General features: G+C 65.9%; 19 protein-coding genes and 1 other RNA gene. 10 read left to right on the top strand and 10 right to left on the bottom strand.

The features are described from left to right. Positions 1 to 61: 61 nt before the first annotated feature. The 7 genes from EJO69_RS04390 to EJO69_RS04420 all read left to right on the top strand — a co-directional run bounded on the left by EJO69_RS04390 (position 62) and on the right by EJO69_RS04420 (position 6,646). A complete protein-coding gene (locus tag EJO69_RS04390; RefSeq protein WP_126039671.1) occupies positions 62 to 637 on the top strand; it encodes a MarR family winged helix-turn-helix transcriptional regulator in 576 nt (191 codons plus the stop codon). Then, positions 630 to 2,438 (top strand): AMP-dependent synthetase/ligase, encoded by a 1,809-nt coding sequence (locus tag EJO69_RS04395; protein ID WP_211331491.1) that lies wholly within the window; start codon positions 630 to 632, stop codon positions 2,436 to 2,438. Before EJO69_RS04390 ends, EJO69_RS04395 begins: the two co-directional genes overlap by 8 nt. Before the next feature lie 87 nt (positions 2,439 to 2,525). After that, a complete protein-coding gene (locus EJO69_RS04400; protein WP_211331492.1) occupies positions 2,526 to 3,407 on the top strand; it encodes a DUF1295 domain-containing protein in 882 nt (293 codons plus the stop codon). A gap of 25 nt (positions 3,408 to 3,432) precedes the next feature. Then, the gene (locus EJO69_RS04405; protein ID WP_126039673.1) at positions 3,433 to 3,879 is read left to right on the top strand and encodes a pyrimidine dimer DNA glycosylase/endonuclease V; all 447 of its coding nucleotides are present in this window, start codon (positions 3,433 to 3,435) and stop codon (positions 3,877 to 3,879) included. A 149-nt stretch (positions 3,880 to 4,028) separates the two neighbouring features. Next, positions 4,029 to 4,685, top strand: coding sequence for an HAD family hydrolase (locus EJO69_RS04410; RefSeq protein ID WP_164519868.1), 657 nt, complete (start codon positions 4,029 to 4,031; stop codon positions 4,683 to 4,685). 90 nt (positions 4,686 to 4,775) lie between these two features. Then, the gene (locus EJO69_RS04415; protein WP_211331493.1) at positions 4,776 to 5,735 is read left to right on the top strand and encodes an aminoglycoside phosphotransferase family protein; all 960 of its coding nucleotides are present in this window, start codon (positions 4,776 to 4,778) and stop codon (positions 5,733 to 5,735) included. 62 nt (positions 5,736 to 5,797) lie between these two features. Next, entirely contained in the window at positions 5,798 to 6,646 is an 849-nt protein-coding gene (locus EJO69_RS04420; RefSeq protein WP_164519869.1) for a DUF1206 domain-containing protein, read from the top strand. A gap of 120 nt (positions 6,647 to 6,766) precedes the next feature. On the opposite strand, the gene ssrA is transcribed toward EJO69_RS04420, so the two are convergent. From ssrA to prfB, 6 genes are all read right to left on the bottom strand, one after another. Further along, positions 6,767 to 7,136: a transfer-messenger RNA gene (gene ssrA / locus EJO69_RS04425) on the bottom strand. 68 nt (positions 7,137 to 7,204) lie between these two features. After that, on the bottom strand, positions 7,205 to 7,726 hold the full coding sequence (smpB, locus tag EJO69_RS04430) for an SsrA-binding protein SmpB (RefSeq protein ID WP_126039681.1): 522 nt from the start codon (positions 7,724 to 7,726) through the stop codon (positions 7,205 to 7,207). Positions 7,727 to 7,841: 115 nt separating this feature from the next. Further along, positions 7,842 to 9,263, bottom strand: a complete 1,422-nt coding sequence (locus EJO69_RS04435; RefSeq protein ID WP_245993769.1) for a M23 family metallopeptidase — start codon at positions 9,261 to 9,263, stop codon at positions 7,842 to 7,844. A gap of 3 nt (positions 9,264 to 9,266) precedes the next feature. After that, the gene (gene ftsX / locus EJO69_RS04440; protein WP_126039683.1) at positions 9,267 to 10,184 is read right to left on the bottom strand and encodes a permease-like cell division protein FtsX; all 918 of its coding nucleotides are present in this window, start codon (positions 10,182 to 10,184) and stop codon (positions 9,267 to 9,269) included. After that, positions 10,181 to 10,876: a cell division ATP-binding protein FtsE gene (gene ftsE / locus EJO69_RS04445; RefSeq protein ID WP_126039685.1), complete on the bottom strand. Its 696-nt coding sequence runs from the start codon at positions 10,874 to 10,876 to the stop codon at positions 10,181 to 10,183. The genes ftsX and ftsE overlap by 4 nt, the downstream gene beginning before the upstream one ends. 81 nt (positions 10,877 to 10,957) lie before the next feature. Beyond that, positions 10,958 to 12,091: a peptide chain release factor 2 gene (gene prfB / locus EJO69_RS04450; protein ID WP_126039687.1), complete on the bottom strand. Its 1,134-nt coding sequence runs from the start codon at positions 12,089 to 12,091 to the stop codon at positions 10,958 to 10,960. Positions 12,092 to 12,185: 94 nt separating this feature from the next. Between prfB and EJO69_RS04455 the strand changes: the two genes are divergently transcribed. Next, complete coding sequence (locus tag EJO69_RS04455) at positions 12,186 to 13,160, top strand: phosphotransferase (RefSeq protein WP_126039689.1); 975 nt, start codon at positions 12,186 to 12,188, stop codon at positions 13,158 to 13,160. Here the strand turns inward: EJO69_RS04455 and EJO69_RS04460 are convergent. Both EJO69_RS04460 and EJO69_RS04465 read right to left on the bottom strand, forming a co-directional pair. Continuing rightward, positions 13,135 to 16,467 (bottom strand): ATP-dependent helicase, encoded by a 3,333-nt coding sequence (locus EJO69_RS04460; protein WP_126039691.1) that lies wholly within the window; start codon positions 16,465 to 16,467, stop codon positions 13,135 to 13,137. The genes EJO69_RS04455 and EJO69_RS04460 overlap by 26 nt on opposite strands. Continuing rightward, on the bottom strand, positions 16,464 to 19,496 hold the full coding sequence (locus tag EJO69_RS04465; protein WP_126039693.1) for a UrvD/REP family ATP-dependent DNA helicase: 3,033 nt from the start codon (positions 19,494 to 19,496) through the stop codon (positions 16,464 to 16,466). The genes EJO69_RS04460 and EJO69_RS04465 overlap by 4 nt, the downstream gene beginning before the upstream one ends. 102 nt (positions 19,497 to 19,598) lie before the next feature. Here EJO69_RS04465 and EJO69_RS04470 point away from each other — a divergent pair, with 102 nt between their 5' ends. Continuing rightward, a complete protein-coding gene (locus EJO69_RS04470; RefSeq protein ID WP_126039695.1) occupies positions 19,599 to 19,823 on the top strand; it encodes a DUF3107 domain-containing protein in 225 nt (74 codons plus the stop codon). Between the two features lie 161 nt (positions 19,824 to 19,984). Then, positions 19,985 to 21,544: a DEAD/DEAH box helicase gene (locus tag EJO69_RS04475; RefSeq protein WP_126039697.1), complete on the top strand. Its 1,560-nt coding sequence runs from the start codon at positions 19,985 to 19,987 to the stop codon at positions 21,542 to 21,544. 124 nt (positions 21,545 to 21,668) lie between these two features. On the opposite strand, the gene EJO69_RS04480 is transcribed toward EJO69_RS04475, so the two are convergent. Both EJO69_RS04480 and EJO69_RS04485 read right to left on the bottom strand, forming a co-directional pair. Continuing rightward, complete coding sequence (locus tag EJO69_RS04480; RefSeq protein ID WP_126039699.1) at positions 21,669 to 22,289, bottom strand: MarC family protein; 621 nt, start codon at positions 22,287 to 22,289, stop codon at positions 21,669 to 21,671. Beyond that, positions 22,286 to 23,122: a PHP domain-containing protein gene (locus EJO69_RS04485; protein WP_126039701.1), complete on the bottom strand. Its 837-nt coding sequence runs from the start codon at positions 23,120 to 23,122 to the stop codon at positions 22,286 to 22,288. The genes EJO69_RS04480 and EJO69_RS04485 overlap by 4 nt, the downstream gene beginning before the upstream one ends. Between the last annotated feature and the right edge of the window lie 35 nt (positions 23,123 to 23,157).

A 23,157-nucleotide genomic window follows, 5' to 3' on the forward strand; every position in this document is an offset into this window, starting at 1 on the left:
CCTGTATTCTCACGAATACTTTCGGTTTAATATTATTTACAAGGTGTAGTAAGCTGGCGACATGGTAAACAGCAAACGAGCGACGGCGCAAGGACGGCGCGTCGAGATGTACGCGGTGGGGTCGAACGACCCCGAGGGCAGGCTGCTCGATACGTCGGGGGTGAGCGAGTCCGATATCGATCAGATCAATCGGATCATGCAGGCCTTCAGCGCCCTCCGTGACGCCGAGCGCGCTGCCAGTGAGGCATCCGCAAAGTACATGGCGCTGAGCGAGACCGACATGAGGGCCCTCCACTTCATCATCGTCAGCGAGAACCAGCAGCGGATCGTCACCGCCAGCCTGCTGAGCGGCCACCTCAAGATCTCGCCGGCCACGACGACGAAACTGCTCGACCGGCTTGAGCGCGGTGGCCACATCATCCGCAAGCCGCACCCGACGGACCGCCGCTCCCTCCAGATCCAGATCGCCGAAGAGACCCGGTCCTCCGCCTACGAGACCGTCGGCAGGCTGCAGTCCCGGCGTTTCCATGCCGCCGCCCGCCTCACTCCCGATGAGCGCGAGGTTGTCATCCGGTTCCTGCACGACATGGCGAACGAGATCGACATGAAGAATGCAGATTGGGCGCACCATGACTGACACGCTCGGCGCCATCGACGATGTCTCCACGCCGCTCCTGCAGGAGCTGGGTCACCGCCGCAGCGTCACCGACCTGCTAGTTGACCGCGCGGCCGAGGCCCCCGACCACGTCGCCTTCCGCATCAGGAGTGCTCCCATCACGACGCGGGAGTTCGAGGCGACGGTCAAGCAGGTCGCCAAAGGCCTCATCGCCCACGGCGTCACGGCCGGCGACACGCTCGCCATCCACGGAGCAACGGCCTATGAATGGGCGGTCGCCGACTTCGCAGCGACCTGGGTCGGGGCCATTGTTGTCCCGATCTTCGACTCCGCATCCCCGACCCAGGTTCGCCACATCATGGCCGATGCCAAGGTCCGCTGGGCGTTCGCCGATTCGGAGGAGAAGCGTCAGACCATCGCCGACGCGATCGGCAGGCCCTTCCACGAGACCTGGCAGCTTGACGATGCCTCGATCCGTGCCCTCATCGAGGACGGCGCCCACGTGGCAGAGGACGAACTCGACACCCGCCGCGCCGCCGCGGGTCCCGATGACATCGCGACGCTCGTCTACACCTCGGGCACCGAGGGTCTGCCCAAAGGCGTGATCCTCACCCATCGAAACCTCATCGGCCAGATTCTCAACATCGGCGCCGACTATGCCGAGATCGTGCACGACCAGGGCTCGACCATCATCTTTCTCCCACTCGCCCATGTCCTCGCCCGAGCCCTGCAGCTCATCTGCATCGCGCAGGGCATGACGATCAGCTACGAAGCCGATCCGAAGAACGCGATCGGCGCGCTCGCGGAGGTCCGACCGACCTTCCTCGTCGTCGTTCCCCGCATCCTCGAGAAGATCAGAGAGCGCCTGGCCGGGGCGGCCGACGCGAAGCGGCTCGGCTGGCTGTGGCGGGATGCGGAGGCGACGGGAATAGCCTGGGGGCGCCACCTCGAGCGCCGCCAGACCGACTCGACCCTGACTCCGCCGCGCACGCTCGCGGTGAAGCACCGGCTCTACGATCGGCTGTTCTACCGAAAGGTTCGAAGCCTGCTCGGCGGCAGGATCGACTACCTGCTCAGTGGCGCGGCCCCGCTGGGAGCGACCGTCAATCTGCTCTTCCGCGGCATGGGTATCGAGGTCATCGAGGGCTACGGCCTCACAGAGACGACCGCGCCGCTCGCAGGCAATCGCCCGGGCAACAACTATGCGGGGACGGTCGGCCCTCCGAGCCCCGGCCACACCATCCGGATCTCCCCCGACGGGGAAGTGCTCGCCCGCGGAATCGGGGTCTCTCCGGGGTTCTTCCGCGAGGAGCACAACCGCGACGCATTCATCGACGGCTTCCTTCGAACTGGGGACCTCGGGCGGCTCGACAAGGATGGTCGACTGACGATCACGGGCCGCATCCGCGACACAATTGTCACAGCGGGCGGTAAGACCATCGCGCCGCTGCGCTGGCAGAGCATGGTGGAGGAGAATCCGCTGGTCGCACACGCCCTCGTCGTCGGCGACTCCCGGCCCTATCCCGCAGCCCTCATCCTTCTCGACCCGGACGAGGCCGCCTACCTCGACATCGTTCCCCCGTCGGGTGAGGCGACGATCGTGGATCGGGAGGATCTGGTCGCCCGGATCCTCCCCTCGATCCGCCACGCCAACCTCGACGTCTCGAGCCCAGAACGGGTCAAACGCTTCGCTCTCATCGCGGCGGACCTCAGCCCTGGCAGCGACTTCGTCACGCCGACGATGAAGCTGCGTCGATCTCGAGTTCTGCAGGACCTCGCGCCCCTGATCGAGACCCTCTACACGCACGGCCACTCCGTCTGACCGCAGCCGGTGACAGCCTCACCAGCGCACTCTCCACCTCCGACCGAGTCTCGGGCACGTTCCGCGGCTCCCTCACATGGGATACACGTGAAAAACAGAACCTCCATCATCGTCATCGCTGTCGTCATCCTCCTCGGCGCCTTCATCGCCTGGGCTGGCAGCCAGAATGGCGCCACCCTTGGCGCCATTCCCCTCTTCGCGCTCGTCGTTGCGATCGCCTTCATCATTCAATGGATCGTCTACATCCATGCGCAGCTCAATCGCACGGAGAAGTACTTCGATCTCACGGGCAGCATCACCTACACATCCATCTCGCTCTTCCTTCTCTTCGCTGTGCCTGACCTCAGCACGCGCTCCCTCATCCTCGGCCTCATGGTGATGACGTGGGCGCTTCGCCTCGGCCCGTTCCTGTTCCTGAGGATCAGGAAGGACGGCGGGGATTCGCGGTTCGATGAGCTGAAGAAGACCCCGATCCGTTTCTTCAACGTGTGGAACATTCAGGGCCTGTGGGTCACCTTCACCGCATCGGCGGCATGGATCGGCATGACATCCGCCGACCAGGAGCCGATCGGCTGGCTGTTCTTCGTCGGGGCCGCGCTCTGGCTCGTCGGGTTCACCATCGAGGTGACCGCCGATATGCAGAAGCGGATCTGGCGGAGGAAGCCTGAGAATAAGGGCCGCTACATCACGAGCGGCCTGTGGGCCTGGTCGCGCCACCCGAACTACTTCGGGGAGATCACCCTCTGGCTCGGCATCGCCCTCATTGCCCTGCCCAACCTGTCCGGATGGCAGTACATCGGCCTCCTCTCCCCCGTCTTCGTCGTCATCCTCCTGACGAGAATCAGCGGGATCCCACTGCTCGAGAAGCAGGGCGAGGAGCGCTGGGGCGACGAGGAGGGCTACCGGGACTATGTCGCACGGACCCCCACCCTCATCCCCCTCCCGCCGCGCCGCTCCCCGCAGCGATGACGAACCATCTGACAGGGCACTTCTCATGAGAATCTGGTCGCTTCACCCCCGCTACCTCGACCGGCAGGGCCTGCTGGCGGGGTGGCGGGAGGGTCTGCTCGCGCAGGCCGTCCTTCTCGGCAACACGAAGGGGTACACGAACCACCCTCAGCTCGTCCGGTTCCGCCAGTCCGCAGACCCGCAGGGCACGATCGGCAGCCATCTCCAGGCCATCGCCGAGGAGGCCGGACGCCGCGGCTACCGCTTCGACTCCACCAAGATCATCCGATCGGCAGATCCGGGCATCCGTCTCACCGTGACCGACGGTCAGCTCGACTTCGAGCGACGCCACCTGCTTGCCAAAGTGCTCGCGAGAAACCCGGACGATGCGGAGCGCATCGCATCCCTCCACGCACCGGTCGACCCGCATCCGCTGTTCGATGTGGTCCCCGGAGGCATCGAGGCGTGGGAGCGCGGAACACTCGACCCCTGACCCACCGAACGACGATCGTCATAAGCCCGTCGGAGTGAGGGATAGAGCCGCGCTGTCCCTCGCTCCGGTCAGCGGTTCAGCCGAACTGGCCTCGCAATCCCCATAGAATGGCAGAGGGCTCAACGGACGAGCCCATGTGAGGAGTGAACGTGGTCAAGCTGGGTCAATGTGAAGCGGTTGTCTGGGATCTCGACGGGGTCCTGGTCGATACGGAGCCCGATCTCAAGGCGAGCTTCCGGGCGGCGGCGCGTGCTGTCGGCTACGGGGAGCTCACCGAGGAGCAGGTCTCGAACAGGATCGGCGGGGGAGCGAAGAGGGCTCTCGAGCTGATCTTCGGAGGCGAGCATGCCGAGTATGTCGAACCCGCCCTCGCCCATTTCAAGGATTACTATCCGCGCCACTCCGCTGTGCACTCGGTCCTCTACCCGGACGTGAAGGAGACACTCGAGTCGTTGCACGGTCATGTGAGGTTTGCGGTCGCGACGGCGAAGATCCGCACCGCGACGCTCGAGATCCTCGACACCCTCGGCATCATCGACCTCTTCGACTACATCGTCACGGCTGACGATATGACGCGAATGAAGCCGGACCCCCAGTCCATTCAGATGGTCCAGGCGAGGTTCGGGGTCGCACCCGAGAGCGTCGTCATGATCGGCGATATGGCGACAGATATTCAAGCCGCACACGCTGCGGGCTCGACCGGAATCGGCGTCACGTATGGCTACGGCAGAGAAGAGGATATCCGTGCTGCTGGGGCCGACCTGATCATCTCCACCCCGAAGGAGATTATCCCCCTCATCCGCTGAGCACCGCGCAGCGGCCCACGCCCCGGCAGCGATCGCATGCGACAGGATCCGCACGGACGCGGGATTCAACCAGAACGGCATGGCCTCGACTTGCTCATTCCCGATGATTTCGCCGCGCTCCTCAGGGACCGCCCAGCCGACCGCCTGCTCTCCCCTGCTTATCCACGGCATGGGACAACGGGCGCTGAGTGGCTCGAAGTCCTGCCGGCGATCGTCGCGAAGTCCATGCGGCGCTGGGATCTCATGCTCGATGGCTCCTCGTCGACACCGGTGCGGACCGGGCAGACGGCACTCGTTCTCGATGTGCTCACGCAGTCAGGCGCCCCCGCCATCCTCAAGATCTCGTGGCCGTTCGTCGAAGCTGCCTTCGAGCACCTGGCATTGAGAGAATGGGACGGCCGCGGCATGGTCCGCCTTGAGGCCGCCGAGCCGAAGGACTACGCTCTCCTCCTTGAGCGGCTCGATGCCGACCGCGAGCTCTCGGCGATGGGCATCCTCGAGTCCTGCGAGGTGATCGGCACCCTCATCCGCACCCTCGATCGGCCGGCACACGCCAGATTCGAATCCCTCGTCGAGCGATCTGTCCGCTGGGAGGACGAGATGAAGGCTGCGAACCCTCGCGTGCCCCGCCGCCTCATCGCGCAGGCGCGCTCGCACATGACCGATCTGATCGCTGATCTCACCTCGGGCTCAGCCGACGGCGGGCGCCTCATCGACACCGACCTGCACGATCGGAATGTTCTGGCGCCGCTCGATTCTGGGCGGGGTGACTGGCTCGCCATCGATCCGCAGGCAGCCGCAGGCGAGCCCGCCTTCGCAGTCGCCCCTATGATGTGGAACCGGTTCTCGGAGACGACCCGCGCGCACAGTCCGCGCGCCCACGTCCGCATGAGGGCCGGCATCATCTCCGATGCGGCGGGGCTCGATGAGGACCGCGTACGAGCCTGGACCTTCGTCAGACTCGTACTCAACGCCATCGACGTCGCACACGAGGGCGACAACGAGACGCTCACCCGCTCGATAGCGCTTGCGAAGATGTTCGACCAGTAGGTCCCGACTTCGCTGAAGCAATTCCGTCTCGACAAATGGCGACGTCGGTCTACTCTGATCCTATGGATATCCCCGGGGGAAGCGACTCGCTCGAGCGAGCGTTCAATAAAGCGCACGATGCTGTCGAGGACGCCGCCGACAACCGATGGTTCGAGTACGTCTCCCGCGTCGGCTACGTCATGTCAGGCCTGGTCCACGCAATGATCGGATGGATCTGTCTCCGCCTCGGACTATGGGGGAATTCAGGCGAGTCGGCCGATCAGTCGGGCGCACTCGCATCCTATGCCGAGGCCCCCGCCGGCGCCGCGATTCTCATCATCGGCGGTGTTGCCATGGCAGCACTGTCATTCATGTACCTGCTCGACATCCCCTTCGGCACAGTGGGACGAGCGGGGCGCAAGGCGTTCGATATCGCCAAGGCTCTGGGGAAGTCAGCCGTCTATGCGGCACTTGCGCTGACCGCGCTGAGCTTCGGTCTGGGGGGCGGATCCGAGTCGGGGTCCGCTGCGGAGGAGGCCGCCGCGCCATTCCTCAGCTCGATGCTCGGCAGGGGCCTCGTGCTCGCCGTTGGGCTTGCGATCATCGCCATCGGCGTCTATCACGCCCACAAAGGTGTGACACGTGGGTTCAGAAAGGACCTCGACCCCGCGGGCGACCATCGCGTCAGCGCGGTGATCGACAAGACAGGGCTCGTCGGTTATGTCGCCAAGGGAATTGCCCTCGGCGGGGTCGGCATCATGGTCGCCTGGGCGGCGATCAGCGCCGACTCGGATAAGGCTCGCGGTATGGACGCGGCGTTCGATGAGATGCGGAGCCTGCCCGCCGGCGGGATCCTCCTCGCCGCGGTCGGCATCGGTTTCATGCTCTACGGCATCTACTCAGTACTACGGGCCAAGTATCAACAGATGTGACGCCTGGGCCGGGCGACGACCTGAGCCTGCCTCTCGGCGCCCACGAAATCGAGTGGCGTGTAGGCGCGGACACGCAGAGCCTGGAAAAAGAAACACCCCGGCGCTGAGGCCGGGGTGTTGTGGTGGAGGCGCCGGGAATTGAACCCGGGTCCAACGACGTCGATCAATGACTTCTCCGGGTGCAGTCTGGATAACGCTGTTTTCGGCCCCAGTGCTTGTACAGACTTAACACTGACAGACCTAGCATGCTAAGTGTTCCTCTTACCCCACATACAAAGGTAAGAGGCAGTGGCTCTTAAAACGACGTCAGATCCTGCAGCAAGAGCAGGCTACAGGCTGACGGATTTCGAGGCTCGCTTAGGCAGCGAGGGCGAAATCGGTGCGCTTAGAGTTGGCACCTATTGGTTTGCACAGAATCGTTTACGAGATGACTGTGCATCCTCGACCCGCTTCTCATCAATCTCGACCGTTGTCGAAACCGATCGCCCCCTATTCTGTTATTCAACAGCTCCACCCACGACGGGGTGGACATTGAGTATAACCCACGAACGGTGGCGTTTATTCCCTGCGACCCTTGCGGTAGTCCGACATCGCGCGCCTTGCCTCGCGATCGTCCTGCTGGCGACGGAGAGTCTCGCGCTTGTCCCATTCCTGCTTACCGCGCGCCAAAGCGATCTCGACTTTGGCGCGGCCGCGGATGAAGTAGAGTTCGAGGGGCACGATTGTGTGGCCCTTCTCTCGCGACCGCTGGCCGAGCCGAAGGATCTCGTCGGCGTGGAGAAGCAGCTTCCGCTTCCTTGTCGGCGCGTGGTTCGTCCACGTCCCCGCGACATAGACGGGGATCGTGGCGTTCTGCAGCCATGCCTCACCCGAGCGGTCGATCTCGACCCACGCTTCGGTGAGGGATGCTCGACCTTCGCGCAGCGACTTGACCTCGGTGCCGGTGAGCACGAGGCCCGCCTCGTAGGTCTCGTCGATGAAGTACTCGTGGCGAGCCTTCTTGTTCCGGGCGACGACCTGCCTGGCGTCAGCCTTCTCCTTGTTCTTCAACGCCTGGGATGTGGCGCCTGCTTTGGCCATGATTCCTCCTCAGACACTGGCATATCATCTTAGCGCACGCAGATGGGCGCTGCCATGACAACCCTGGCTTCTGGACCGAGTGCGAGTCCGCGCTCCCCCGGCGAACGCTCTTCCCTCAGTTGCGGCGAGTGAAGCCGGCCTGGGTCATCGGGTCGATGACGGAGCCGTCCCTCCAGATCTCGAAGTGGACGTGGCAGCCTGTCACCTGGCCGGTCTGTCCGGTGAAGCCGATGACCTGGCCCTGAGAGACACTCTGACCCGGCGAGACGGCGAACCCTCCGAGGTGGTTGTAGACCGAGACGTAGGATGAGCCGTTGATGATGCCGTGGTTGATCATGACCTGGTTGCCGCTCGTCCCCGTCAGGTGGGGAGGGCGCGTGGCGGTCACGACGCCGGCAGCAGTTGCAACCTGACCCTCGCCGCAGACAGACCGGAGATCGACGCCGTTGTGCATCCAGTAGCCACCGGTGATCGGGTACCACCGCATGCCGAATGGTGAGGTGACGTAGACGGGCGCGGGAACGGGCGGGACGAAAGCTGTCCTCGCCGGGGCTGGTGCCGGCGCCGGAGCTGGCGCAGGTGCAGGGCCGGGTGCTGGAGCGGGTGCCGGGGCGACGTTCTTCCGAGCCTCCTCCTCGGCCCGTGCACGGGCGGCGGCGTCCCTGGCGTCGGCCTCGTCACGTGCCCTGCGTGCCGCCTCTTCGGCGAGGCGCCTATTCTCCTCATCGATCTCGGCGATGCGGGCGGCGGTCGATTCCCTGTCGTCCTCGATGCGGGCCATCGAGGCTTGGAACTCACTGCGCCGTGCCTCCAGCTCCTCGGCGTGCTCGGCTTCGCTCTGCTCGAGGGCCGTCAGCTTGTCCGCCCGCTGCTGGGCGACCGCCTCCTTCGTCTCGAGCTCTGCGACGATGGCGTCCGCCTCTGCCTGGAGGTCGACGATGTCATCCTCGACGGCGGTCTGGCGGACGAGTCGGTTCTCGTTCATCGCGACCTGCGTCTGCGCCTCGAGGATGAGGGCCGATTCGGTTCGGGCGATGGAATTCGTTGCCGCGAAGGCGCCGAGCAGATCGTCGTTCGAGGCGACCGTCAACCACATGTCGACGCGGCTGCCGACCGTCTCCCCCCGGTATGCGGAGCGGGCCAGCTCGTTGAGCGAGGACTGCGTGTCATCGGAGAGCCGGCTGTCGGCGAGGATCTGATCCTCGATGATGAGAAGCTCTGCGCGGGCCGCCTCGAGCTGGCCGGTGATCCGCTCCTGCTCGCGCTGAGCGGCCGACAGCTCTGAGCGCGCCGTGGCGAGTTCCGCCTGCGCGCCGGGGATCTGGTTCCGGATGCCCTCGAGCGCGAGATAGGCCTCCTGCAGGTCGACGTCAACGCCTTCGAGGGAGGACTGCAGCTCCTCCAGCTGCTGCTCGCTCTGCTCCTGCTGTTCGACGAGACGCTCTCTCTCATCTTCACTGTCAGCGGTTGCCGCTGTACCGGACACGGCGAGCAGGAGGGCACTGGCGGCGGCGATCAATGCGGTGCGGATTCTCATGGATCAGACTTTCGTGTAGCGACGCAGGGCGACGTAGGAGGCGAAAGCAGTGACGACGAGCGCGCCGCCGACCAGCCACGGCGCGAGGCCGATGACATCGTTGGAGTCGATGAGGCGGATGAAGCGGATGGCCTCATCTGCCCCGGAATCGTCGAAGAAGTAGCGGACGGCGCCGTAGAGAGTGCCGACGGAGAGGAGGGACCCGATGAGGGCGGCAAACACGCCCTCAAGGACAAACGGTGTCTGAATGATGCCGTTCGATGCGCCGACCATGCGCATGATGCCCGTGTCCTTCTGCCGGAACATCGCCGACAGCCGGACCATCGTCACGATGAGGAGAAGGGCGGTGAGGATCATCGTTCCGGCGAGCACGGCAGCGATGATCGTCGCTCCGTTGAGGACGGAGAAGATCGACTCCAGCTGCTCTCTCTGGTCGATGACGTACTCGACGCCGGGCTGGCCGCGCAGCTCGTCGGCCACAATCTGGAACTCCTCCGGATTGACGAGCTTGACCCGGAACGACACCTGCATCCCGTCCTCATCAATGGCGTCGACCCAGGTCGTCCCCGCCATGATCTCCCTGAAGTTCTCCAGCGCGTCGGCCTTCGACTCGATATAGATCTCCTCCACGTACGGCGCCATCGCGTCCGACTGAAGGAAGCTGTCGACGGCGTCGATCTGCTCCTGTGTTGCCTCGCCGCCCGCGCACTGCGCGGTCGTGGGATTGGCCGGGCACATGAAGGCGGTGACCTCAACCTTGTCGTACCACTCGTTCTTCATGTTGCCGACCTGCGTCTGCAGGAGCGAGGCCGCGCCGAGGAACATGAGCGAGACGAAGGTGACGAGCGCGAGTGACGCGACGACAACCCTGTTGGACCGTATTCCTTTGAACGTCTGCGAGAGGATGAAGCCGATTCTCACGCTCTGCCTCCCCTGCCGTAGATGCCGCGCTCCTGGTCCGAGATGACGACGCCCTGATCGAGGGTGACGACGCGCTTGCGCATCTCATCGACAATGTCATAGGCATGGGTCGCCATGACGATCGTCGTCCCTCTGCGGTTGATGCGGTCGAGGAGTGCCATGATGCCGCCGGCGGTCTTCCTGTCGAGGTTGCCGGTCGGCTCGTCCGCGAGAAGGAGCTTCGGCCTGTTCACCATGGCGCGGGCGATGGCGACGCGCTGGAGCTCGCCACCGGACAGCTCGTTCATCTTCCGCTTCTCTTTGCCGGCGAGACCGACCATGTCGAGTGCCTCGGGCACCGCTGACTTGATGTGGTGCCGCGGGCGGCCGATCACCTGCATGGCAAGTGCCACGTTGTCGAAGACATTCTTGTCCTCGAGCAGGCGGAACTCCTGGAAGACGCGGCCCACCTGCCTCCTGAGCTTCGGCGTGCGCCTCGGGGAGAGCTCTGCGAGATTCTTGCCGAGGACAGAGATGCGACCAGAGGTCGCCTGTTCCTCGAGAAGGCAGAGCCTGAGGAAGGTGGATTTACCGGAGCCCGAGGGCCCCACGAGGAAGACGAACTCGCCCCGCTGGATGTCGAGACTCACGTCGTCGAGCGCTGGGTGGGCGCCCTTCTGGTAAATCTTCGTAACGTTCTCAAATGTGATCATGCGTCGCCAAGTTCGGTGGGCTGGAATTCAGATTTCAAGCTACCTGAACCCCGTCGACCCATCGGCAAGGCACGCCGTTATCTAATTGTCATCTTCCGAATGCTGGCCCACCCGCCAGCGGATGCCGGCGTCGATGAATCCGTCGATCTCACCGTCGAACACAGCATCCGGATTGCCCGACTCGTATCCGGTCCGCAGGTCCTTGACCATCTGATAGGGATGCGTGACGTAGGACCTCATCTGGTCACCCCAGGAGGCCTTGACGTCGCCGGCGAGCGCCTTCTTCTCGGCGGCCTCCTCCTCCTGCCGGAGGACGAGCAGGCGCGCCTGCAGCACGCGCAGGGCCGCCGCCCTGTTCTGGATCTGCGACTTCTCGTTCTGCATGGAGACGACGATGCCGGTCGGAAGGTGGGTCATACGGACCGCGGAGTCGGTCGTGTTGACCGACTGCCCGCCGGGGCCCGAGGAGCGGAAGACGTCGACCTTGATGTCCGCCTCCGGGATGTCGATGTGGTCCGTGTGCTCGGTCACGGGAATGACCTCGACGGCGGCGAAGGACGTCTGGCGCCGGCCCTGGTTGTCGAACGGAGAGATCCGGACGAGCCGGTGCGTGCCGGCCTCGACGGAAAGCGTGCCGTAGGCGTAGGGGGCGTTGACCTCGAGGGTGGCGGACTTGATGCCGGCCTCCTCTGCGTACGAGGTGTCGAGGATCTTCGTCGGGTACCCGTTGCGCTCCGCATATCGCGAGTACATGCGCAGGAGCATCTCCGCGAAGTCGGCGGCGTCGACGCCGCCCGCACCTGCCCTGATGGTGATGACCGCCTCGCGGGCGTCGTACTCACCGGACAGGAGTGTCTTGATCTCGAGGTCGTCGAGGTCACGGTGGATCTTCGCGAGGTCCGCATCCGCCTCCGCGTAGAGGGCCGCGCCGCTCTCGCCGTCGACGATGGACTCCTCCTCCGCCATCTCGACCATCGCCTCGAGGTCCTCGATCCGCGCGCCCATCGCCTCGATCCTGTTGAGCTCGGACTGGGCGTGAGAGAGCTTCGACGTGACCGCCTGGGCCTTCTCCTGGTCGTCCCACAGGTCTGGGGCTCCCGACAGCTCGGTCAGCTCAGCGATCCGCCTCCTCAGACCCTCGGGGTCTGTCACGAGTCGGATCTGTTCGTACGTCGAGCGGAGCTCAGCGATTTCGGAGGAGTAATCAGTAGCCACGCTTTCCAGGCTACGGCAAAACCTCGCCGTCGGCGTAGCCATCTTCACGGAGTGTGATCTGGCAGGTATCGGCTGTTTCGCCTAAGTTGATCATGTGACTCAGACATCCCTCTTCCTTGCCGCCATCGCCGTTTCAGCGCTGGGGGATGTCGAGATCGTCGCCACCCGCCCACCGTTCGAATCGACCCCCGACTACCACGTCGGCGGTGTCCTCGACTCGCAGGGCCGGCATTGGGTCGTCAAGTACCCGCGCCACCAGCTCGCGGGGACGGCGCTCGAGGCCGAGGCCTCACTGGCCGGTGGGCTCATCGACGCCGTCGATCGAGGAGCGCTCCCCTTCGATGTCATCCGCCCCAAGGCGTTCAGCACGGTCCGCGACGGCGGGCGGGCCATGGTGTACCGCGAGCCCTACGGCCGCAGCATCGACCTCGATGCCCTGACGAAGCAGGGGGCTCAGTCGATCGGGCGTGCGCTCGGCGCCCTGCATGAGCTCGACCCCCAGATCTACGCCTCAGCAGGCGTTCCCATCTATGACGCAGAGGGTCTTCGCCGCCGTCTTCAAACGGAGCTTGAGGACGTGGCACTCACGCGCATGGCCCCGAGCAGCCTGCTGGGCCGCTGGGATGCATGGATCGCCGAGGACCTGCTGTGGCAGATTGAGACGGTTCCGGTCCACGCAGACATGGACGAGGACAATGTCCTGTGGGCGAACGGGCAGGTGAGCGCCATCAGCGGATTCGGCCATGCCCACGTCGGAGACCCTGCCGAGGACTTCGTCTGGCTCGCGAACTCGCTGGATGACGACCTGCTCGATGTCGTCACCGAGTCATATGCCATGTCACGGGGCCGCGGCGGCGACGCCCACCTCCTCGAGCGGGTGCTCCTGCATTCAGAGTTCGCCCTCGCCCGGTGGCTGCTCCACGGTACGCGCATCGAGTCCGAGGAGATCATCCAGGAGGCGCGGGACATGCTCGTCGAGCTCGACGAGTCCATCGCGGCCGACCCTCATGAGATGACCGGGCCGCGATGGCAGATGGAGGAGCCTACGAGCGGAGGCTCGCCCAGCTGACCCCAGCTGCTGCGGTCCTCTCCCCGCGGGACCTTCCTGCTAACCGGACCTGCTCGAGGAGGCCCGCCACTCGCTCTTCGAGCTCCTCACTGCTGATGGGCTCGACGTCGTGGATGCGCCTGCTCGGGTCCTTCTCCCCCAGGTATGCGAATGCCGCTCGAATGTTCTCCGGCGGGGTTCCCGTCACCTTCGCCCACGCGAATCGGTAGAGATGGAGCTGGAGCTCGCGGGTCGGCAGGTCTGCGTCCCTCGGGCGGCGGCCGGTCTTCCAGTCGATGATGCGGACACGCTGCTCGCCGTCGGCCTCCCCGTCGTCGAACACCGCGTCGATGGTGCCCCTCAAGGGGATCCCCGCCACCGTCACGTCGACGGGCGCCTCGATCGCGATCGGGCGGACGCCGTCCCTCACCACATCGAGCTCCTCAAAGGCGGTGATAAGGGCCGACACCGCCGGGTTCTGCAGATCGAGTCCGAGCACCTGCTCGACCTCGCCGGACACATCGATGAGGTCTCCCGTGCGCGGCACCGAGTACTGCAGGGCAATATGCTCATGGACCTGCTGACCGATGCGGGCGGCGACGGCCGGCTCCCCGGGGATCGGGCGCTCGAGATTCCTGCGGTAGTCCTCGGGGCTGGCCGCCATGGCGACAACGCCGTTGGCGGTGAGGTGGCCGAGGTCAAGCTCGTCCGCGTCATCTCCGCCGAGCAGGGCGATGAGATCGGAGAGCGAATCGCGCAGCCAGGGCGAGCGAGTGGAGACCATCTCAACCATCTCGTCGACTGACCTCGGGGTCTGGGCGGCAACCCGGTCGGCTGCCCGCCTCAGGTGTTCGGTCGCACCGCGATCGAGGTCGTCGGGCCAGTGGGCGCTCAGGCTCTCATCCTCGGCCTCCCCCACGACCTCGGGCCATTCGTCGAGGCTCACGCCCATGACGTCCGCGTCGATCCCGAGCAGAAGCCGGGAGGGACCCTGCTCGGTATTCTTTCCCGCGCGGTGCTTCTCGAGATTCTTGCGGCCCTTCTCGCGGTCCTCGTACCAGTAGCCGGCGAGCAGGAGGCGGGACCGTGGTCTCGTCATCGCGACGTAGGCGAGGCGGCGGCGCTCCCGGTTCTCATGCTCGGCCATGTCCTCGCAGTCCCACCTCGTGAATGACTCGGCGAGCTCATCGCGATCCTGCGCCGCCTTCCAGCGCCATTCGGGGAGCGACGCGGCATCGGCCCGCAGCCACTGAGGGACCTTGCCGGGACACCCGACCCACGGCTCCGCCGGATTCTTCGTCAACAGATCGAAGCCTCCCCGGCGGAGCTCCGGGATCGCGACATAGTCCCACTCCAGGCCCTTGGCGCCGTGGACCGTCATGATCGTGACCGAATGCGGATCCTCGAGCTCCTCGTCGGTCACGTCGCCCGACTGCAGGGCGAGATCGGCGAGCGGCAGGTCGTCCGACTCGCTCTTCTCCCTGTCCTCGACCATGTCGAGCCATGTAAGGAATGCGTCCAGTCCCGCGCCCTCGGTCGCCTCCGAATAGCCGGCCGCCATGCGCTGAAGGATCGCGAGGCTCGCGCGGCCGATTCCGCCCTGGACCGATCGGGACGCGACCTCGGTTTCGAGTCCGGTGATTCGGGCCGCCATGCCGACGAGGTCCTCGATCCGCGCGTATCGTGCCTCGGTCAGCGTGCTGAGCCAACCGGCCAGGACAGCCAGGCGCTCACGCCCGGCCGCTGAGAGGTCGGCTCGGTCCCTCAGGGCGAGCGCCTCGACCACACTGAGCTCGCGCTCCTGCTCCTTCCCGGCCCGTCGACGGACGGCGTTGAGCGCCTCGATATCGGCGGGGGCAATGTTGAGGTAGGCCATGAAGCGAGTGAGCTCATCGCCACGGGAGGGACTGATGACGGCGCGCAGCAGCGCTCGGACCGTCTTCGCCTCCGGCTGCGTGATCGCTGATTGGTTCCCGTGGGCGATGTAGGGGATGCCGAGCTCGTCGAGGGCCTTCGCCATCGGCTCGAACGCAGCGCGGGCCCGGCAGAGGACAGCGGCCGACGGACCCCGCCCGCCGTTCATATCCGCATGCTTCTCCCGGTACTCGGCGATATCGCGGGCGATCGCACGATACGACTCGACCTTGAGCGTCTCGAACGAGATATCGACCTCGCCTCCGCTCGGAGTGAAGGGCGACAGCGGCGGGACTGTGAGTCCGGACTGCTGCGAGTGTCGGCGCAGGGGCGCGGCCACGGTGTTGGCGGCGTCGAGGATCTCGCCCCTATTGCGGAAGGCGGTCGACAGCGAGTATTCCGCGACCGGGCCCGCACCGCGGAAGCTCACCTTGAAGGCGGAGAGCGCATCGGCGGACGCCCCACGCCAGCCATAGATGGCCTGGTTCGGATCGCCGACCGCGGTCACATCGTGCCCGCCGCCGAACAGCTCCGCGAGGAAGAGCGCCTGATTGACTGATGTGTCCTGATATTCGTCGAGGAGGACGAGGCGATGCTCGCGTCGGTACTCCTCGACGAGCTGCGGGCGCGCAAGAAGCACACGGTGCGCAACGGCGACCTGGTCCGAGAATTCGAGGAGCCGGTTGGCCCGCTTGTACTCGAGGTACGCATCGACCATGTCGAGGATGATGAGACGCGTCGCGTACTTCTCCCTGTGCTGGAACAGCCGTCCGGCCTTCGTCTTCGTCAGGCGCTGGTAGTCGAGGGACTCCACATGCTCATCGAAGCCCACCAGGGCCTCACGCACCTCATCGGTTGTCAGCTGGTTGTCGAGGACCTCGGCGGATAGGCGCAGGACGTGCTCGATGATCGTCGAGAGCGCACCGTCCAGGCCCTCTGTCGAGCCTCTCCAGCCCCGGACGATGTCGTTGACGATCTGGAAGCGCTCAGCATCGGTGATGAGCCGTGAAGACGGGTCGACACCGACGAGGAGGCCATGCTCGGATGCGATGGCGGAGGCGAAGGCGTTGTACGTCGACACCTGCGGCCGCGAGAGGATGGCCGTCTCCTCATCGAGCGCCGTCGATCCGAGCCGCGCCGCCTTCCGAAGCATGGCTGCCACCCGAGAGCTGAGCTCATTTGCGGCCTTCTTCGTGAAGGTGAGGCCGAGTGCCTCCCCCGGCTCCACGCGTCCCGCAGCGACGCTGTAGACGACTCGAAGAGCCATCGTCTTCGTCTTCCCGGCGCCTGCACCGGCGATGACAAGGGCCGGCTCAGGCCCGCCCATGATGACGTCGAGCTGATCCGATGTCGGCGGGTAGCCGTCGATCTGTTCGAGGAAGCGGGATGCTCCCTCGCGGGTTTCGAGGTTCACGAGAACAGCGCTCCTTCGTCGTACAGCGGGCAGATCGTCTTGACGGTGCAAAACCCGCACCACTCATTCACACGCACGGGCAGACCCGATCCGCTGAGGTCCTCCTTGACACCCGTGAGGAGGTCGTCGACCGCCTGCCGGTCCTCGTCGGAGAGCGGCTTCTGGCTCCTCGTCTTCGGGCTGCCATTCCTGTAGGTCTCGACAGGAAAAACGAGCCGCGCCCCGGCCGAGGGCGTGCCGATGGCCTTCTCAAATGCCCACTGGTAGACCTTGAGCTGCGGGTTATCCTCTGCCTCCGCCTCTGACGGTACTCTGTTGCCCGTCTTGAAGTCGACGATGACGGGACCATCGTCAGAATGCTCGATGCGGTCGATGCGGCCGCTCACCGTGAAGGAGTCCGTGTCGACGCGGATGGCCTGTTCGACATCTGCGGGCGGGCTCGTCGCCAGGTACACGGAAAGGTTCTCGACCTTCGACCGCGCAGCCGCGTACTCCGAGTCCTTCTCCAGACCGTCCTCCATCGTGGCCGCGATGTCTTTCCAGCCCTCCTCGAAGGCCTCGAGCAGCTCGGCCCTGCCGCCGTTCGGGAAGCGCTCCGCGAGATCGTGGATGAGGATACCGATGTCGAGGCGGCGGCGATCATCTGTATCGCTGAAGCCTCGCGAGGTGAGGAACCAGCGCAGCGGGCAGGCGGCCACACTCTCGACGACGGAGGGCGAGAGCCACATCTCCGACCCCCACTTCGCATCGGTGCTCGGCTCGAGGATCGGCACCCAGGTCTGCGGGTCCACCCCGGCGATCGTGTCGTCGGTCCAGTGGGGCAGCGAGGCGAGTATGGCGGCCGCGGCCTCCTGATCCTCCTCACTCACCCCCAGCTGGGGGTCGGACAGGACGGAGCGAAGTCGGCCGACAACGCCGGGGATCGACATCGACAGCTCGCTCGCCTCAACCTGCTCGATGACATTCTCATCGGCGATGAGGTCGATGAAGCGGGAGCGCGACGTCTCCTCAGAATCGACGGCCGTGAGAACGAGTGCCCGCTTCGCGCGCCCCGCCGACGCGGCCAGCATGCGGAGCTCATCGTCGAGGATCGACCGGATCCCGGACGCTCCCCCCGTCAGGCGATCGAGGTGCAGCTCGGCGAGCCTGCCGGCCCCGAAGAGCCCGTCCCGCGCCCGGAGGTTGGGCCACACCCCATCATTGAGATCGGCGACGACGACGAGCTCGAACTCCAGACCGGTCGCCATGGCCGGGGTGAGGAGATGGACGCCGTTCTCACGGCCGGTGCGCGCGATGGAGTCCTCCGCGAACTCCTGGGCCTGAAGATCTTCGACGAGCTCGATCGAAGAGGCGCGGCCATCCCGGTCGACCATGCGCTGAGCCGTCCGGAACATGGTCATGACAGTGTCGAGCATGGCGTTCGCAGCTCTACCGCGGACTCCCCCGGAGAGCGCGAGGACACGCCACTCCTCGGCGCGGCCGGCTGCGTCCCACGCGGCCCACAGCACCGACTCGGCATTCCCGCCCTCGAGGACGGCCGAGCGCGCCGCGGCGAGAATCGCCGCGAGCCGCCTGATGGGCTCAGCCCATCCGTCCTCCGGTGCGTTCTCGAGGAGCGCGCGAACCGGGCGGTCCGTGCCCTGCTCGGCGGCCCACATCGACAACCTGCGACGCAGGCTTCTCAGCTCCTGGGGATCGATGCCGACGAGAGGGGACGCCAGCACGTCGAGAAGCGTCGCGTCATCGAGTTCGTCACCGTTCGCCTCACGGATGATGTCCATGAGTGCACGGATGACGGGAATGAAGCGCAGCGGCTGTTCGCGGGCGGCGGGACGAACGGTGACACCGGCATCTGTCAGCACCCGCTCGAGTTCCGTGTGGGCGCTTCTCGCTCGGGTGATGACAGCGACATCGTCGTACGACAGCCCGCCGCGAACGTGGCTGTGACGGATGATGCGGGCGATCCCCGAGTACTGCTGATCGCCGCTCGGAAAGGTCGTGATCTCGACGGAGTCGGCCACGCCCGCCGGCTGCGGGTTACGGTGCGAGCTGATGCCGGCAACGCCGATGCGGGAGCACAGCGCGTCCTGCAGGCGCGCAAGGTTCCCCCCTGCTCGATGCCGGGTGCGCAGGGTCTTAATCTCGCCGCCGAAGCCCAGACCCTCCCTTTCGCCTCGGGCGAGGCCCGGCAGATGGGCGATGCCGCCGCGGAAGCCCTCGACAGCCGTGTCCGGATCGGCTGCGAGGATAAGGCGGGCACCCTCCCGACGCGCGGCAGACAGAAGCGAAGCGGTCGCAAGCGTCGCGTTCTGGTAATCGTCGATGAGAATCCAATCCCAGCGCGGAATGCTGCCATCGGTCCACGCCTCCGGGGCGGACAGGAGCCTGGCCGCCTGATGGACGAGTCGAGCGTGGTCGAAGCGATCCGCTCCGCCGGTGGCCGTCGCATCCTCGAGGGCGAGGGCGCTCTCGTAGTGGCCGAGGAGCTCGCCTGCGGCCGTCCACATTCCATCGCCGTGCTCTCTGCCGAGTCCGACGAGGTCCGCGCCCGCCATGCCCAGCTCCGCGGCACGAGTGAGAAGGTCGCGCAGCTCTGCGCGGAAGCCGGGCAGGGCCATGATGTCGGGGGTGATCTCCGCCGGCCACGGTATGGCGCCGCCGAGTTCGACGAGGAGCTCACCGATAATCGCGTCCTGGCTGGGGCCGGTGATGAGTTCGGGAGTCTGCCGCTCCCGGTCGGCCGCATACTGCTGGAGGATTGTGAAGGCCCAGGCCTGAGCAGTCCGGACCGCAAGACCCTGGGGCAGCTGGCCGAGCTGCGCTGTGAGGCGCACGCGGAGATCATCGGCCGCCCTGCGACCGGCGGCGAGAATGACGGCGGACTGGCCGGCGTCGGCGATGCGGGACGCGGCCTCAAGGAGAACGGTCGTCTTGCCTGTGCCGGCCGCCCCGGCGATGACGGTCGCGCGTGCCGACAGGGCATGGTCGAGGGCTGCCGACTGCGATTCTTCGAGGACGAGGTTCTCCATATCACCCGACGATACGCGAGGCCTCAGGCCAATCGCCGCCACTTTTCGGCTGGTGACGAATCGCGGCGGGGGCGGCTCGCAGTTTTCCGTACGATGGTGACCATGGAACTGCACATTGGAATTCAGAACATTGCCCGCGAACTCACCTACGACGTCGACATGTCGCCCGAGGAGGTCGAGAACGCCCTCGCCGCGGCGGTCGCCGACGGCGGCATCTTCCGCGTCGAGGATTCGAAGGGTCGCCGGGCCTTTGTCCCCGTCTCGACGCTCGCCTACGTCTCGCTCGGGGAGGACGAGCCGCGCAGGGTCGGCTTCGGTCACGCGTGACACATATTCGTCGTGGGGTGTGGGCCGTGGTCTAGGATGGTTCCGAAGGTTGACCGGTCGTCCGTTGACATCATCTCTCCCGCCGGGTCCCCGGCCCTGCTCCTCTGCGATCGGCTGCCAGCGCGAACAGCGCATCATCCGCCGATCAGCAAAGGTGACGTATGTCTTCACACACTGGAAAAATTGATACCGACGAGGCGGCAGTGCCCGCCCTCAACGAGCCCGCAGCCGACATCGATGCGACGCCCGAGGAGATCGAGCAGAAGTCCTTCGCCGACTATGGCGTGAGCCAGCCGATCGTCGAGGCGCTCGCCGCGAAGGGCATCACGCATCCCTTCCCCATCCAGGCCCTCACGCTGCCGATCGCACTGTCCGGCCAGGACATCATCGGCCAGGCGAAGACCGGCACGGGTAAGACCCTCGGTTTCGGCATCCCCATGATCGAGGCCGTCGTCGGTCCCGGCGAGGATGGCTTCGATCAGCTGCGCGCCCCCGGGGCCCCGCAGGCCCTCGCGATCGCGCCGACTCGCGAGCTCGCGGTCCAGGTCGCCGGCGACCTCGTCAACGCATCGACCAACCGCAACATCCGCATCGTCGAGGTCTATGGCGGCCGCGCCTACGAGCCCCAGGTCGAGGCCCTTAAGAAGGGCGCCGAGATCATCGTCGGTACGCCGGGACGCCTCATCGACCTTCTCAAGCAGCGGATCCTCGACCTCTCGCACGTCAAGGTTCTCGTGCTCGACGAGGCGGACGAGATGCTTGATCTCGGGTTCCTCGAGGACGTCGAGACGATCATGTCCGCCACCCCCGCATCGCGACACACGATGCTGTTCTCGGCGACGATGCCGGGCCCCGTGGTCGCGATGGCCCGCCGCTTCATGACGCGTCCGACCCATATTCGCGCGCAGGATCCCACCGACGACAACCAGACGGTGAAGAACACGACCCAGGTCGTCTACCGAGCCCACCAGCTCAACAAGATCGAGGTCCTCGCCCGCATCCTGCAGGCCCGGGGCCGCGATCTCGCGATCGTCTTCACGCGGACGAAGCGCCAGGCCGCACGCGTCGCCGATGATCTTGAGGAGCGCGGCTTCGCCACGGGCGCCCTGCACGGCGACCTCGGCCAGGGTGCCCGCGAGCGCGCGCTCCGCGCGTTCCGCTCCGGCAAGGTCGACGTGTTGGTCGCGACTGACGTGGCCGCCCGCGGCATCGACGTCGACAACGTCACCCACGTCATCAACTACCAGTGCCCCGAGGACGACAAGACCTACGTGCACCGCATCGGCCGCACCGGCCGCGCCGGTCACAAGGGCACGGCGGTCACGTTCGTCGACTGGGAGGACATGCCGCGCTGGTCCGTCATCAACAACACGCTCAATCTCGGCACTCCTGAGCCCGTCGAGACGTACCACACGTCCGAGCACCTCTACGAGGATCTCGATATCGACCCGGAGGTCACCGGTCGTCTGCCGCGCTCGCAGCGCACGCGAGCGGGCCTTGAAGCTGAAGAGGTCGAGGACCTCGGTGAGACCGGCGGCAAGGCCTCGCGCGGTCGCGGTCGCGGCGGCAGCCGTGGTGGCGAGAGCCGCGGAGGTCAGCGTGGCGGCGGGCAGCGCGGCGGCGAGGGCCGCGGCCGAAGCGGCGACTCAGCAGAGCGTCCCCGACGTCCCCGCCAGCGCCGGCGCACGAAGAACGGCACGCCGCAGGGCGAGCAGGGCTGATCGGTCGTCAGCCGATAGTCGATGAAGGGTGGGTTCCGGAATAGTCCGGAACCCACCCTTGTCTGTTCAACGCGCACCGTCGCCGGCGTCCCCGACCCATCTGTAACGGGTCGCGAAGACCCTCCTACATCTCGGCGATGACGGCGAGAACGCCGTTGACCATGAGCTGAACGGCGATCGCCGCCAGGAGCATGCCGAAGAGCTTTGTCAGGAGGGTGATGCCGCCTTCGCCGATGAGGCGATGGATGAGGACGGAGAACCGCAGACTTGCCCACGTGATGATGTGGACGAGGACGAACGCGCTGATGACCGCGGTGATCGCGGGGACTCGCGTGCCGGCCTCACCGACCGCAAGCATGAAGGCGACGATCGTACCCGGCCCCGCGAGGAGCGGTGTGCCGAGCGGCACGAGCGCGACGTGTGTCTTGCCAGCCGGTTTGCCCGGATCGCTCTCCTCGCCGGTCAGCAGCTGAAGGGCGACGAGCAGGAGGAGAAGGCCGCCGGATATCTGCATCGCCTGGACCGAGATGTGGAGGAAACCGAGGATGTAGGTGCCGAACAGTCCGAAGGTGGCGAGCACCCCGGCCGACACCGCCGTGGCCTGCCACGCTGCAGACGCGCGCTCCTTCGGTGTCATTCTTCCGGTGAGGCTGAGGAAGATCGGGATCGATCCTGCCGGATCCATAATGACGAACAGTGTGAAGAAGGTGGATGCGAACAGGGTGAGATCCAGGACGCTGCTCACGGATTGATGACCTCCATCGACGCCTTGTAGGCGATCTTCTCGAACATCTCGGGTGAGGTGGTGTTCTCCCCCAGACGATTTCGCTTGCCGGTGCCATGGTAGTCGCTCGAACCGGTTCGAATGAGGCCCCGCTCTGTGACAATATCCGCCAGAATATCCCGATCCGACCGCGGGTTGTCTCGATGATCGACCTCGAGGCCGTCAATGCCCAGGTCAAGGCCCTCGACGATGGATGACCACGAGTGTGCCGCACCCCGGCCGACTGCTCGAGGGTGTGCCCAGATCGCCACGCCGCCCGCCTCGTGGATGAGGTCGACGGCCTCGCCCAGCTCGGGCGCCCAGTACGGCCGATAGTACGGAGAGCGCGCGGAGAGAAGCGTCGCGAAGGCATCATCGCGGCTCTCGACCGTGCCACGGGCCAGCAGCGCATCGGCCACGTGGGGTCTCCCGAGCGTCGCCCCGTCCCCCGAGGCATCGAGGACCTCCTGCCACGTGAGCAGACCATCCTCCTCCATCGCCTCCACCATGCTGTACAGCCTGTCGGTGCGTGCCTCGCGCAGGCGGATGCAGTGCTGGGCGATGCCCTCGTGGGGATCGAAGAGATAGCCGAGGAGGTGGACGGAGCGGTGCTCGTACCGTGCGCTGATCTCAATGCCACGGACCAACGACACGCCGGTCACCGTGACGGCGTCGATCGCCTCGCGGTGACCCGCGACCGTGTCATGGTCGGTGAGAGCAACCGTGTGGATGCCGAGGCTCGCCGCTTCGGCCATGAGCTCCTGCGGCGACTGCGTGCCATCCGAGTGCACGGAATGGGTGTGGAGATCGATCACCGAACCAGGCTATGACTTTTTCGCGGGATCTGCCC

The organism is Flaviflexus salsibiostraticola, assembly GCF_003952265.1.
GTDB lineage: Bacteria > Actinomycetota > Actinomycetes > Actinomycetales > Actinomycetaceae > Flaviflexus > Flaviflexus salsibiostraticola.